The organism is Micromonospora sp. NPDC049004 (assembly GCF_040649315.1).
Taxonomy (GTDB): Bacteria; Actinomycetota; Actinomycetes; order Mycobacteriales; family Micromonosporaceae; genus Micromonospora.
On the sequence record NZ_JBEZFG010000006.1, the window covers coordinates 22,076 to 36,632 of the forward strand.

The following is a 14,557-nucleotide window of genomic DNA, read 5'->3' on the forward strand; positions in this document are numbered from 1 at the left end:
ACGCCGCTGACCGTCACGTCAGGCAGCCGCATCGACACGTTCAGCGACCTCGCACCCATCGACCTATTGACACCGGTCACGCCGCACCGAAGGCTCGCGCCTACAGGTCCTTCACCCAAGGAGGCGCGATGAGACCGAGACGACTGGCGATCGCCGGCGTGGTCACCCTGCTCGGCGCCGTGGCGCTGGCTCCGCCGGCGAGCGCGCGGCCACCATCGGATCCGGGTGCCCGGGAGGGCCTGGAGGTGTACGTCGGCACTGTCGACGCGAAGCAGCGCGACCTGCTGCGCGAGGCCGGGGTGGACCTCGGTCACGACGCCACTGCGGACTCCACCGGCCGCACCGCCGTCGAGACGGTCCTCACTCCCCGGCAGGCGAAACGGCTGACCGACCGGGGCGTACCCCTGCGGGTGAAGAAGGTCCGCGGCAAGGACGCCTCGCAGGCGCTGCGGGAGCAGTCGGCGGCGGGCTGGTCGGCGTTTCGCCCGTACAGCGAGCCGGGTGGCCTGCGCGACGAGCTCAGCGCCACGGCGGCGCGGTTCCCGAAGCTGACCAAGTTGGAGACCATCGGCAGGACCCAGCAGGGTAAGCCGATCCTCGCCGTCAAGGTGACCAGGGACGCGAGGAAGGTCCGCGACGGTCAGCGACCGGCGGTGCTCTACGCCGGCGCCCAGCACGCCCGCGAGTGGATCACGCCGGAGATGACCCGCCGGCTGATGCACCACGTGCTCGACAGCTACGGCACGAACCGGGAGATCACCCGCCTGCTCGACACGACCGAGCTGTGGTTCCTGCCGGTGGCCAACCCGGACGGCTACGACTACACCTTCACCCCCGGCAACCGGCTGTGGCGCAAGAACCTGCGCGACAACGACGGCGACGGCCAGATCGGCCCCGGCGACGGCGTCGACCTCAACCGCAACTTCGCCTACAAGTGGGGGTACGACAACGAGGGCTCCTCGCCCGACGCCAACAGCGAGACCTACCGGGGCCCGCGCCCGGCCTCGGAGCCGGAGACGAAGGCGCTGGACGGGCTGCTGCGGCGGGTCGGCTTCGAGTTCTTCGTCAACTACCACTCGGCGGCCCAACTGCTGCTCTACGGCGTCGGCTGGCAGGTGAGCACGCCGACACCCGACGACGTGATCTACCAGGCGATGGCCGGTGACGACGCCCACCCGGCCGTTCCCGGCTACGACCCGGACATCTCCGCCGAGCTGTACACCACCAACGGCGACACCGACAGCCACGCCACCGTCCGGTACGGCACGTTGGGCTTCACCCCGGAGATGTCGACCTGTGACTCCGCAGCGAACGTCGACCCGGACGACCAGTGGCGCCCGGAGGACTGCGTCAGCGACTTCATCTTCCCCGACGACGAGACGCTGATCGCCGGCGAGGTGAGCAAGAACCTGCCGTTCGCGCTGGCCGTGGCGAAGTCCGCGGCCGACCCGGACGACCCGGTGTCGGTGGTGGGCCGCAGCACCCCGGACTTCGTGGTGGACGCCTTCGACACCTCGTACGGGCGCACCCAGCAGGTCGCCTCGATCACCCGCCGCGCCCTGAAGAACGTGCGGATGCACTACGTCGTCAACGGTGGCCGACCGAAGACCGTCGGGGTCCGCGAGTGGCGCGGCGGCGAGCGGTACGGCGACACCAACGACGACTACTACGCCGAACTGCGCGGCACGGTCACCGGCACGAAGCCCGGCGACCGGGTGGAGGTCTGGTTCACCGGCGTCAAGCAACGCGCCGGGGTGGTGGCCAGCGAACACTTCACCTACCGGGTGCACACCGACATCGGCGGTGACGTACTCGTCCTCGCCATGGAGGACGTCACCGGGTTGAGCCCGACGCAGACCGGCACCACAGCGAAGTACGCCGACGAGGTCGCCGCGTCGCTGACCGCCGCCGGGCGCAGCAGCGACGTGTACGACTTCGACGCCATGCGGCGCGCGGCCCCGCACCCGCTCGGTGTGCTGTCGCACTACAAGACGGTGGTCTGGGAGACCGGCGACGACGTCATCCTGCGCTCGCCCGGCCAGGTGGCCGGCACTGCGGCCAAGGCGGCGCTGGACACCGAGCTGGCCGTGCGGGACTACCTCAACGAGGGCGGCAAGCTGCTCGTCAGCGGCCAGTACGCCCTCTACGCCCAGGGCGCCAACGGATCGTACGTCTACCACCCGGACGCGCCGCCGGAGTGCACCGACGGCGACGATCCCACCTGCCTGCCGCTGCTGAACGACTTCCAGCAGTACTGGCTGGGCGCCCACACCTACGTCAGCGACGGCGGCACCGGCACGGACGGTCCGTTCCCGATCCACGGCTCCGAGGGGGCGTTCGCCGGCTTCGACGGCACCCTCAACGCGGCGGGTTCGGCGGGCAACCAGGAACACACGGCCTCGTTCCTGACCACGTCGAGTTTCCTGCCGGTCGACCAGTTCCCCCAGTTCGCCAGCTCCGCGCCGGTGGACTGGGTCCGCCCGGGGTCGGCGCCGTTCGACCCGCGCACCGGTGACTGGTACCTGTGGAGCGGGCAGGCCGACGAGTCGTACAAGCGCCTCACCCGCACGGTGGACCTCTCGGGGGCCACCAGCGGTGAGTTGCGGTTCGCCGCCTCGTACGACATCGAAGCGAACTGGGACTTCATGATCGTCGAGGCGCACGAGGTGGGCAGCGACGACTGGACGACCCTGCCCGACGCCAACGGGCACACCGGCCGGGAGACCGGGGAGAGCTGCGAGTCGGGTTGGCAGACCCTGCACCCGTTCCTGGGGCACTACCAGGGCGCGGACTGCTCGGCCACCGGCAGCACCGGGGAGTGGCACGCGGTCACCGGCGCGTCCGGCGGCTGGCAGGACTTCTCGATCGACCTGTCGGCGTACGCCGGCAAGCAGGTCGAGGTGTCGATCTCGTACGTCTCGGACTGGGGTACCCAGGGCCTGGGTGTCTTCCTGGACGACGCCCGGGTGCTCGTCGACGGGGCCACGGTCACCGAGACCTCGTTCGAGTCCACCGACCTGGGTGGTTGGGCGGTGGCCGGGCCGCCCGCGGGTTCCGGGGGCAACACCACCGACTGGTCCCGCAGCCAGCAGGCGTTCGAGGAGGGGTCGGTGGTGGTCACCACGGACACCGTGTACCTCGGCTTCGGGCTGGAGGGTCTGCCGCCGGCGGCCCGCAACGACCTGGTCGCCCGCTCGCTCACCCACCTGACCGGCCGGCCGCGCCGCTGACGCCACGACGGGGCGCCGGCGGTCCGTGGACCGCCGGCGCACCTTCCCCGGTACGCCGGACGCGTCCGACGCCGGTGTGGTGAGCTGTACGGGTGTCGGGTCTGGGACTGGTACTGCACCCCACCCGGGATGTCACCGAGGTGGTCGGGATCATCGAACGGTGGGCTACGCGCCACCACAAGTCGCTCTACGTGCGCGCCCAGGACAAGCACCGCGTGCCGGCCAACGTCGAGCCCCTGCCGGAGGACGAGGTCGCCGTCCGCGCCGACGCCTTGATCAGCATCGGCGGCGACGGCACCATGCTGGGCGCGCTGCGCTCCGCCATCCGCGATCCGAAGCCGGTGCTCGGCGTGCACCTGGGCCGGCTCGGTTTTCTCGTCGAGATCGAGCCGCCGGCGCTGCCCGAGGCGCTGAGCCGGCTGCTGTCGAAGGACTTCACGATCGAGTCGCACGCCTGCCTGGCCTGCGACGTGTGTGGCGACGACGTGGTGGCGTTCAACGACATCGCGCTGGTCCGGCGGCCCGGCTCGGGCTTCGTCACCGCCACCCTGGCCATCGACGGGCAGGAGTACGGCTACTACCGGGCCGACGCCGTGGTGGTGAGCACGCCGATCGGCTCCACGGCGTACAGCTATGCCGCCGGCGGTCCGCTGATCTCCCCGGCGGCGGACGCGGTGGTCGTCACCCCGTCGGCGCCGATGGCCGGCATCTCCCGCTCGGTGGTGCTCTCCGGGGACGAGAAGATCCGGCTGGAGCTGGAGCCGCACTCGTCGGCAGTCGTGGTGGAGATGGACGGGCTGGTGTTCCGGGACGCGGCGGACGAGGGCGCGGTGGACATCAGCTACCGGCGCAACGCGGGGCTGGTGGTGCGCTTCGACCCGCTGCGGTACCAGGAACGCAACCAGTTGAAGATGAGCCTGCTCGACCTGCCGTTCCTTCCCGAACAGCTCAAGGCACTACTCCCGAAGGAACTCCAGAACCCCAACGAAAACGAAATCCCCCCACGCTGCTAACCAACCCCACCCACCCCACCCGGGCGCGGGCCGGGGTGGGGTGGGGTGGGTGGGTCAGGCTTGGGACAGGGCCTGGTCTACCAGGGTTTTGGCTTCTTCCTGGATCTTCTTCAGGTGGTCGGGGCCCTGGAAGGACTCGGCGTAGATCTTGTAGACGTCTTCAGTGCCCGAGGGCCTCGCGGCGAACCAGCCGGACTCGGTGCTCACCTTGAGGCCGCCGATCGGGGCGTTGTTGCCCGGGGCGGTGGTCAGGGTCGCGGTGATCGGCTCACCGGCCAGCTCGGTGGCGTCGACCTGATCTGGGGAGAGCTTGGCGAGCACGGCCTTCTGCTCCCGGGTGGCCGGGGCGTCGATCCGGGCGTACGCGGGCGCACCGAACCGCTCGGCCAGCTCCGCCCAGTGCTCGCTCGGGCTGCGCCCGGTGGTGGCCAGGATCTCGGAGGCGAGCAGGCAGAGCAGGATCCCGTCCTTGTCGGTGGTCCAGGTGGAGCCGTCGCGGCGCAGGAACGACGCCCCGGCGCTCTCCTCACCGCCGAAGCCGACCGAACCGTCGAGCAGGCCGGGCACGAACCACTTGAAACCGACCGGCACCTCCAGCAGCGGCCGGCCCAGGTCGGCGGCCACCCGGTCGATCATCGAGGAGGAGACCAGGGTCTTGCCCACCGCGGCGGCCGGACCCCAGTCGGCGCGGGTCCGGAACAGGTGCCCGATCGCCACCGCCAGGAAGTGGTTGGGATTCATCAGGCCGGCGTCGGGGGTGACGATGCCGTGCCGGTCGGCGTCGGCGTCGTTGCCCGTGGAGATCTGGTAGTCGGCGCGGGCGGCGATCAGGGACGCCATCGCGTTCGGCGAAGAGCAGTCCATCCGGATCTTGCCGTCCCCGTCGAGGGTCATGAACCGCCAGGTCGGATCGACCGTCGGGTTGACCACCGTCAGGTCCAGCCGGTGCCGCTCGGCGATCTCGCCCCAGTACGCCACGCTGGCCCCGCCCAGCGGGTCGGCGCCGATCCGGATGCCGGCGTCGCGGATCGCGTCGATGTCGATCGCCGCCGGCAGGTCGTCGACGTAGTTGGCGAGGAAGTCGTACTCCCCGGTGGTGTCGGCGGCCCGGGCCCGCGCGTAGGTGATCCGGCGGACCTCCTTGAGCCCGGCGGCGAGGATCGCGTTGGCGCGGTCCTGGATCCAGCGAGTGACGTCGGTGTCGGCCGGCCCGCCGTTGGTGGGGTTGTACTTGAAGCCGCCGTCGTCGGGCGGGTTGTGCGACGGGGTGATGACGATGCCGTCGGCGAGCCCGCTGGTGCGACCCCGATTGTGGGTGAGGATCGCGTGCGACAGCGCCGGCGTGGGGGTGTACCCGTCGCGGTTGTCGACAAGCACGGTGACCCCGTTGGCGGCGAGCACCTCGAGGGCGTCCACGGCGGCCGGCGCGGAGAGCGCGTGCGTGTCCCGGGCCAGGAACAGCGGGCCGTCGAGGCCCTGCTCCCGCCGGTAGTCGCAGAGCGCCTGGGTGACCGCGAGGATGTGGTCGGAGTTGAACGCGTTGCGCAGGCTGGAGCCCCGGTGGCCGGAGGTGCCGAAGGACACCTGCTGCGCCGGGTCCGCGGGGTCCGGATGCTCGGCGTAGTAGGCGGTCACCAGGCGCGGCACGTCGACCAGGTCGGCGGGCTCGGCGGGCTGGCCGGCACGGGGATGGGTCACGGGGGTCTACCTCCTTGATAGTGCGACTGTCACGGCTCGACCCGCTGGCCCTTGCCGATCACCACGATGCCGTTGTCGGAAACGGTGTAGCGCTGCCGGTCCTTCTCCAGGTCGACGCCGATCTCGGCGCCCTCGGGGACGAACACGTTCTTGTCCAGGATGGCCCGGCGCACCACCGCGTGCCGGCCGATCTCGACACCCTCCATCAGCACCGAGCCCTCGACGTGCGCCCAGGAGTGCACCCGCACCTTCGGCGACACGATCGAGTTCTCCACCAGCGAGCCGGAGATCACCACACCCGGCGAGACCATCGAGCCGACCGCGCGGCCGACCCGCTCACCCCACTGGTGGACGAACTTCGCCGGCGGCCACGGCGGCTGCTCCGTGTAGATCGGCCACTCGAAGTTGTAGAGGTTGAACACCGGGTGCACGTTGATCAGATCCATGTGCGCGTCGTAGAACGAGTCGAGCGTCCCCACGTCGCGCCAGTAGCCACGGTCCCGGTCGGTGCTGCCCGGCACCTCGTTGTCGCGGAAGTCGTAGACGTTCGCCTCGCCCCGCTCGACGAGCATCGGGATGATGCTGCCGCCCATGTCGTGCTTGCTGGACTTGTCGGCCGCGTCCCGCTCGACCGCCTCGCACAGGGCGCGGGTGGTGAAGACGTAGTTGCCCATCGAGGCGTAGATCTCGTCGGGCGCGTCCGGCAGGCCAACCGCGTCGGTGGGCTTCTCGCGGAACGCACGGATCTTCCGGCCGTCCTCGCCTACCTCGATGACACCGAACTGGTCGGCCATCGAGAGGGGCTGCCGGATGCCGGCGACGGTCACCGCCGCGCCGGAGGCGATGTGGTCCTCCACCATCTGCCGCGGGTCCATCCGGTAGATGTGGTCGGCGCCGAAGACGATCACGTAGTCGGGCTGCTCGTCGTTGATGAGGTTGAAGCTCTGGTAGATGGCGTCGGCCGAGCCGGCGAACCACCACGGGCCACGACGCTGCTGCGCGGGCACCGGGGTGACGTAGTTGCCGAGCAGCGTGGACATCCGCCAAGTCTTGGTGATGTGTCGGTCGAGGGAGTGGGACTTGTACTGGGTCAGCACGACGATCTTGAGATAGCCGGCGTTGGCCAGGTTGGAGAGGACGAAGTCGACCATGCGGTACATCCCGCCGAACGGGACGGCCGGCTTGGCCCGGTCCGTGGTGAGTGGCATCAGGCGCTTGCCCTCCCCACCCGCCAGGACGATCGCGAGCACCTTGGCAGCCATGCCCCGACGCTATCCACCCGCGTCGGACTTCACCACTCGTACGGGGAGTCTTCTGCACTAGGGTGCGGGGTCATGACGGAACCCACCCCGCTGCGCGTCGATCTGCTCACCCGCGAGTACCCACCGGAGGTCTACGGCGGCGCGGGTGTGCACGTCGAGTACCTGGCCCGGGAGTTGCGCCACCTCACCGACGTACGCGTGCACTGCTTCGGCCTGCCGCGCACCGAGCCGGGCGTCACGGCGTACACCGATCCGCCCGGCCTGACCGGCGCGAACGCCGCGCTGCGGACGATGGGTGTGGATCTGGAGATGGCCGCCGGCGCCGCCGGCACCGACGTGGTGCACAGCCACACGTGGTACGCGAACATGGCCGGGCACACCGCGAAGCTGCTGCACGGGGTGCCGCACGTGCTGACCGCGCACAGCCTGGAACCGCTGCGGCCGTGGAAGGCCGAGCAGCTCGGCGGCGGTTACACGCTCTCCTCCTGGATCGAGCGCACCGCGATGGAGGCCGCCGACGCGGTGATCGCGGTCAGTGCGGGAATGCGCAACGACGTGCTCGCCGCCTACCCGCAGGTCGACCCGGACCGGGTCCGGGTGGTCTACAACGGCATCGACACCGTGCAGTACGCGCCGGACTCCGGCACCGACGTGCTGGAGCGGCTCGGCATCGACCCCACGCTGCCCAGCGTGGTGTACGTGGGCAGGATCACCCGGCAGAAGGGCCTGCCGTATCTGTTGCGGGCGGCCCGGGAACTGCCGGCCGACACCCAGCTCGTGCTGCTCGCCGGCGCACCCGACACGGCCGAGATCGCCGCCGAGGTCCAGGAGCTGGTCGCCGAGCTGCGGGCCAACCGCTCCGGCGTGGTCTGGGTGGCCGAGATGCTGCCCAAGCCCGAGGTGATCCAGGTGCTCACCCACGCGACAGTCTTCGTCTGCCCCTCGGTGTACGAGCCGATGGGCATCGTCAACCTGGAGGCGATGGCCTGCGAGACGGCGGTGGTGGCGACCGCTACCGGCGGCATCCCCGAGGTGGTGGCCGACGGCGAGACGGGCCTGCTGGTGCCGATCGAGCAGGCCACCGACGGGTCGGGGACGCCGCTGAAGCCGGAGACGTTCGTCGCGGACCTGGCGGCGGCGATCAACACGCTGCTCGCCGACCCGGCGCGTACCGAGCGGTTCGGCCTGGCCGGTCGGCGGCGCGCGGTGGAGCACTTCTCCTGGGACGCGATAGCCCGGCAGACCCTCGACGTGTACCGCTCGGTGCTGGGGGCCTGACAGCGCCCAGCCCGTCGACGATGCCCGGCCGATCTAGATCGCCGTTCCGGGTGGGGACTTGAGCAACGACGTCGCCTCAGCAGGGTGACCACCGTGCCCGTTGCGGAGCGCGCTCGCCGCTATGCGGATGAGGTCGATGTTGACCCCGGCGGCGCCGCTCGGGTCGTCCACCTTCAGCTTCACGTCGAGGCTCACCACCGTCTCGCCCCAGCCCTGTGCCTCGATGTTGAGGTGCGCCACCTTCTGTGATCCCAGGTGCGGCAGATAGCCGAGCGGGGCCACCTCGACCCGGTCGGCGTCCGGCAGGGCGTTGAGCTTGGACTGCTTCTTGGTGCTGGGGTTCTCGACCAGGTTGCGGAAGTCCTCGGTGCCGCCCAGGTTGACCTGGTAGGAGCTGACGAGCGTGAGGCCCCGTTCCCGGAGCAACCGCAGCAGCGCGTTGTGCACCACCGAGGTGCCGAACTGGCTGGCCAGGTCGTCTCCGAGCAGCGGCAGGCCGGCCGCCTCGAACCCGCTCATCACGTCCGGATCGCGGGAGATCGGGTCGGCGGTGGTGTTGATGAAGGCGACACCTGCGGTACGCGCCGCCTCGGCGTACGCCCGGGCGGTCTCCGGTCGGCCACTCGGCGCCGAGTAGAGCAGCACCTCCGCCCCGGCCAGTGCCGCCGCCACCCGGTCCACCCCGGCCGAGTCGACGAGTCCCTCGGTGACGGCGACACCCGCCTCGGGCAGGTCGCAGTCGAGTCGGGGGAAGTTGTTGGGCGGCAGGAAGATCGCCTCGGTCAGATCCCGGCCGATCTTCTCCCGGGAGGTGGCGAAGGCCGCGACGAACTCGATGTCGCCCACCGCGAGCCCGTCGACGATCGGCCTGCGGACACCCACCAGACTGCCGCTGTGGCGGTGGAGAGCGATTCCCTGCACCAGCGCGGAGGTGTTGTTGCCGACGCCCACGACCGCGACCTTCACCTTTTCGATCATGGCCGGAGGCTACGGCACCTGCGCGCACACCGTGGTGCGGTGATCCGCTCCGGCCAGCCCGGCGACGGGCCTCGATCGTTGTCAGTTGAGCAATTCGACGCGCCGAGGGTGCTGCTGCTGAGGTGCCAACGATCCGGGCGGGGCGCGGGGTAGGTCCCGCGACACGCCCTGGAACACCTGGGCATCCGATGTCATCGCGCAGAAGGGCACCTGGCGGGCTTGGCCGCGCGCGAGCCGATCTCGCACAGTAGGTTGGCGGGGTGACAGGACGGTTCCCGATCGAAGACGTCTCCCCCGTCGTCTCGTGCGGGCGGTACCCGGCCAAGGCAGTCGTCGACGAGCCGGTTCCGGTGTCGGCGCGCGCCTACCGGGAGGGGCACGACGCGCTGGGCTGCAACGTGGTGTGGAGCGGCCCGGACGGCGAGCAACGGCCGTTCACCCGGATGCGCCCCGGCGAGCCCGGCCAGGACCGCTGGCACGCCACGATCCGCCCGGACGCCGTCGGCTCCTGGACCTTCTCCGTCGAGGCGTTCGGAGACCCGTACCTGACCTGGCAGAACGCGGTGACCAAGAAGATCGCCGCCGGGCAGGGGCCGGAGGACCTGGCCAACGACCTGGCCGAGGGCGCACGTGTGCTGGCCGCCGCCCGCGAGCTGGTGCCGGCCGCCGACCGGGCCCGCCTCGCCGACGCGCTCACCGCCCTCGTGGACACCGGCCTTCCGTTGCCGCAGCGCGTCGACCCGGCGCTGGCCCTGGCCGACCTGCTCTGGGAGCACCCGGTGCGGGAGCTGGTGACCGCCGGTGAGGCGTACACCCTGTGGGTTGACCGCAAGCGGGCCCTCTTCTCGGCCTGGTACGAGTTCTTCCCGCGCTCCGAAGGAGCGGCGGGTGGGCGCTCCGGCACCTTCGCCACCGCGACCGAGCGGCTGCCGGGTGTGGCCGCGATGGGCTTCGACGTGCTCTACCTGCCGCCGATCCACCCGATCGGCCGGGTCAACCGCAAGGGCCGCAACAACGCGCTCACCGCCGGACCGACCGACGTGGGCTCGCCGTGGGCGATCGGCGCCGCCGAGGGCGGCCACGACACGATCCACCCCGACCTGGGTACGCCGGCAGACTTCCGCGCCTTCATCGAGGCGGCCGCGGCGCAGGGCCTGGAGGTGGCGATGGACCTGGCGTTGCAGTGCGCGCCGGACCACCCCTGGGTGACCGAGCACCCGGAGTGGTTCACCACCCGGGCCGACGGCAGCATCGCGTACGCGGAGAACCCGCCGAAGAAGTACCAGGACATCTACCCGGTCAACTTCGACAACGACCCGGAGGGCATCCGCGCCGAGGTGCTGCGGGTGGTGCTGCACTGGGTTAGCGAGGGCATCCGGATCTTCCGGGTGGACAACCCGCACACCAAGCCGTTCGACTTCTGGCACTGGCTCATCGCCGAGGTGAAGGCTGTCGACCCGGACGTGCTGTTCCTCGCCGAGGCGTTCACCCGGCCGGCCATCATGCACGGGCTCGGCAAGATCGGCTTCACGCAGTCGTACACCTATTTCACCTGGCGCACGACGGCCGCCGAGATGCGGGAGTACTGCGAGGAGCTTGTCGCGTCGGCCGACCACATGCGGCCGAACTTCTGGCCGAACACGCCGGACATCCTGCACTCCTCGTTGCAGCATGGCGGCCCGCCGATGTTCAAGATCCGGGCGGTGCTGGCCGCGCTGCTCTCCCCCTCCTGGGGCCTGTACGCGGGCTACGAACTGTTCGAGCACGTGGCCCGCCCGGGCGCCGAGGAGTACCTGGACAACGAGAAGTACGAGCTGCGCCCCCGCGACTGGGCCGCCGCCGAGGCGCAGGGCCGCTCGCTGGCGCCGTTCCTGGCCACCCTCAACCGGGTACGCCGGGACAACCCGGCTCTGCACCAGCTGCGCAACCTGCGCTTCCACGAGATCGACAACCCGGCGCTGCTGTGCTGGTCGAAGCACGACCCGGACACCGGCAACACCGTCATCGTGATCTGCTCGTTCGACCCACGTGTGGTGCAGTGGGGCAACACGACGCTCGACATGCCGGAGCTGGGGTTCGACTGGCACGAGCGGTTCACCGTGTACGACGAGCTGACCGGCACCAGCTACGACTGGGGTCAGCGCAACGCGGTACGCCTCGACCCGTACCTGCAACCGGCGCACGTGCTGACCGTCCGCCGCCCGGTCGCGCCCACCGCGCCGGCCCCTGCCGCCGTCGAACCGGCGGACCTCACCGTCACCGACGTCCCGGACGACCTGTCCGGCGGCACCGCCCCGACGACCCCGGCCCCGACCGCGGGCGCTGACACGACGGCCGGCGCTGACACGACGGGCGCTGGCTCGACGGCCGACGCCTCGACGACCGGCGCGGGCCCGACGACCGGCGCGGGCCTGACGACCGGCGCTGGGACGGCGGCGCGTTCGTCCGCTCCCCGCCCGTCCGGCCCCCGCCCGGCCCCTCCCCGCTCGGCCGGGGGTCGCTCGGCGAAGCCCCGCCCGCCCGCCTCCGCACCGACCGACGCCGCCCCGAAGGACGACCGATGGACCAGCTGATCACCGGCGTGACGCACGACCCGCACGCGCTGCTCGGCGCGCACCCCGCCGACGGGTGGACGACGATCCGCACGCTGCGCCGGGGCGCGGGCGACGTGCTGCTCCTCATCGGCGACGAGCGGCACCCGATGAAGCGCGTGCACGACGTGGGCGTCTTCGAGAGCCACGTCGAGGGCACCGTGCTCGACTACCGGGTGGAGGTCGACGGCACCGTCCACGACGATCCGTACCGCTACCCGCCCACCCTCGGCGAGCTGGACCTGCACCTCATCGGTGAGGGCCGGCACGAGCGGCTGTGGGACGCGCTCGGCGCGCGCGTCTTCGACGAGGGCGTGGCGTTCAGCGTGTGGGCGCCCAGCGCCCGGGGCGTGCGGGTGGTCGGCGACTTCACCGGCTGGGGTCCGGACGACGGCTGGCCGATGCGGTCGCTCGGCTCCAGCGGCGTGTGGGAGCTGTTCGTCCCCAACGCCCGGGTCGGCGCCCGCTACAAGTACCGGGTCCTCGGCGCCGACGGGCAGTGGCGGGACAAGGCCGACCCCCTGGCCGCGTACGCCGAGGTGCCGCCGGCCACCGCGTCCGTGGTGCACCACTCGACGTACCGGTGGAACGACGCGGACTGGCTGGCCCGCCGGGCCGAGCGGCAGCCGCACCAGGAGCCCATGAGCGTGTACGAGGTGCACCTCGGCTCGTGGCGGCCCGGCCTGGGTTATCGCGAACTGGCCGAGCAGCTCACCGCGTACGTCACCGAGCTGGGCTTCACGCACGTCGAGTTCCTGCCCGTGATGGAGCACCCGTTCGGCGGCTCCTGGGGCTACCAGGTGACCGGCTACTACGCGCCGACGTCCCGCTTCGGTGACCCGGATGAGTTCCGCCACCTCGTCGACGCCCTGCACGCCGCCGGCATCGGCGTGATCCTCGACTGGGTGCCCGCGCACTTCCCCAAGGACGAGTGGGCCCTCGCCCGCTTCGACGGCACCCCGCTCTACGAGCACGCCGACCCGCGCCGGGGCGAACACCCCGACTGGGGCACGTACGTGTTCGACTACGGCCGCAGCGAGGTGCGCAACTTCCTGGTCGCCAACGCGCTCTACTGGTGCGACCAGTTCCACGTCGACGGGCTGCGGGTCGACGCGGTCGCGTCGATGCTCTACCTGGACTACTCCCGCGACGAGGGCCAGTGGGCCCCCAACCAGTACGGCGGTCGGGAGAACCTGGAGGCCATCGCGCTCATGCAGGAGGTGAACGCGACGGTCTACAAGCACCACGCCGGGGTCGTGATGATCGCCGAGGAGTCGACCGCCTGGCCGGGCGTCACCCGGCCCACCGCCGAGGGCGGGCTGGGCTTCGGGTTCAAGTGGAACATGGGCTGGATGCACGACACCCTGCTCTACACCTCGAAGGACCCGATCTACCGCCAGCACCACCACCACCAGCTCACGTTCTCCCTCGCGTACGCCTGGAGCGAGAACTACGTGCTGCCGATCAGCCACGACGAGGTCGTGCACGGCAAGGGCTCACTGGCCGGCAAGATGCCCGGCGACACCTGGCAGCGGCTGGCCAACGTACGGGCGCTGCTCGCGTACATGTGGGCGCACCCGGGCAAGCAACTCCTGTTCATGGGCTCCGAGCTGGCCGACGACCGGGAGTGGAGCGAGGAACGCGGCCTCGACTGGTACCTACTCCACGACCCGGCCCGCGCCGGGGTGCAGCGGCTCGTCGGTGACATCAACCGCGTCTACCGGGACACCCCGGCGCTCTGGGCACAGGACACCGAGCCCGCCGGGTTCCGCTGGATCGCCGGCGACGACGTCGCCAACAACACCGTGTCCTTCGTCCGGATCGCCCCGGACGGCTCGACGCTTGTGTGCGTGGCGAACTTCTCCGCCCAGCCGCTGCACGACTACCGGATCGGGTTGCCGGCCGGCGGAACGTGGACCGAGGTGCTCAACACCGACGCGCACCACTACGGCGGGTCGGGCGTGGGCAACCTGGGTGCGGTGCACGCCGAGGACGTGCCGTGGCACGGGATGGTGGCGTCGGCGGCACTCCAGGTCCCACCGCTGGGCGTCATTTGGCTCCGCCAGGGCTGAATCTAGCGCTTCGGTTGTGACAGCGACTGCCAATAGCGCCCCCTTGTGCCCTGCCGCGCGGCAGGACACAAGGGGGCGCAACCTATTTCTTGCCGCCTTTGCTAGCGCGGCTCGGCGGAATGGCCAGGAGATCCGTCACGAACATCTGGCTAAAACGTGTCTGACGTTCGATCGGCCCCCTGCCCAGTGGATTGGCAGAGAAGTACGCAGCCTGAATAGCGAGCGCCGGGATCGCGACCAGCACGGATGTAAGGAATACCAACACGGCCGGCGCGATCACCGCCACCATCGTCGGACGACTGATCAAGTGGTTGGCCCACAGGACCTGCGTCAGAACCAGCACGGTAGCCGACAGAAGCACCGCTCGCCCAGCCCATACCAGCAGGCGGTAGGACTTTCGTCCTCTCGCCTCAGCCATGATGTCGCTCAAGGCCT

Annotated in this window: 8 protein-coding genes and 1 pseudogene; 5 read left to right on the top strand and 4 right to left on the bottom strand. The window is 70.8% G+C overall.

Features of this window, described 5'->3' with window-relative positions:
* Positions 1-128 precede the first annotated feature (128 nt).
* A complete protein-coding gene (locus tag AB0B97_RS18930; RefSeq protein ID WP_357495028.1) occupies positions 129-3,230 on the top strand; it encodes a M14 family zinc carboxypeptidase in 3,102 nt (1,033 codons plus the stop codon).
* A gap of 92 nt (positions 3,231-3,322) precedes the next feature.
* Entirely contained in the window at positions 3,323-4,243 is a 921-nt protein-coding gene (locus tag AB0B97_RS18935) for an NAD(+)/NADH kinase (RefSeq protein WP_234588068.1), read from the top strand.
* A 54-nt stretch (positions 4,244-4,297) separates the two neighbouring features.
* Here the strand turns inward: AB0B97_RS18935 and pgm are convergent, their stop codons facing one another.
* Both pgm and glgC read right to left on the bottom strand, forming a co-directional pair.
* A complete protein-coding gene (pgm, locus tag AB0B97_RS18940) occupies positions 4,298-5,941 on the bottom strand; it encodes a phosphoglucomutase (alpha-D-glucose-1,6-bisphosphate-dependent) (protein ID WP_357495030.1) in 1,644 nt (547 codons plus the stop codon).
* Between the two features lie 29 nt (positions 5,942-5,970).
* Positions 5,971-7,203 (bottom strand): glucose-1-phosphate adenylyltransferase, encoded by a 1,233-nt coding sequence (gene glgC / locus AB0B97_RS18945; RefSeq protein ID WP_357495032.1) that lies wholly within the window; start codon positions 7,201-7,203, stop codon positions 5,971-5,973.
* Between the two features lie 72 nt (positions 7,204-7,275).
* Between glgC and glgA the strand changes: the two genes are divergently transcribed.
* Positions 7,276-8,481 carry a glycogen synthase gene (glgA, locus tag AB0B97_RS18950; RefSeq protein WP_357495034.1) on the top strand — a complete coding sequence of 402 codons (1,206 nt, stop codon included), beginning with the start codon at positions 7,276-7,278 and terminating at the stop codon, positions 8,479-8,481.
* Between the two features lie 33 nt (positions 8,482-8,514).
* Here the strand turns inward: glgA and AB0B97_RS18955 are convergent, their stop codons facing one another.
* The gene (locus AB0B97_RS18955; protein ID WP_357495036.1) at positions 8,515-9,459 is read right to left on the bottom strand and encodes an inositol-3-phosphate synthase; all 945 of its coding nucleotides are present in this window, start codon (positions 9,457-9,459) and stop codon (positions 8,515-8,517) included.
* 260 nt (positions 9,460-9,719) lie between these two features.
* Here AB0B97_RS18955 and AB0B97_RS18960 point away from each other — a divergent pair.
* Both AB0B97_RS18960 and glgB read left to right on the top strand, forming a co-directional pair.
* Positions 9,720-11,768, top strand: a pseudogene (locus tag AB0B97_RS18960) (maltotransferase domain-containing protein); the annotation flags it as partial.
* 251 nt (positions 11,769-12,019) lie between these two features.
* Positions 12,020-14,122 (top strand): 1,4-alpha-glucan branching protein GlgB, encoded by a 2,103-nt coding sequence (gene glgB / locus AB0B97_RS18965; protein ID WP_357495038.1) that lies wholly within the window; start codon positions 12,020-12,022, stop codon positions 14,120-14,122.
* Positions 14,123-14,204: 82 nt separating this feature from the next.
* On the opposite strand, the gene AB0B97_RS18970 is transcribed toward glgB, so the two are convergent.
* Positions 14,205-14,552 (bottom strand): hypothetical protein, encoded by a 348-nt coding sequence (locus AB0B97_RS18970; protein WP_357495040.1) that lies wholly within the window; start codon positions 14,550-14,552, stop codon positions 14,205-14,207.
* Positions 14,553-14,557: the final 5 nt, after the last annotated feature.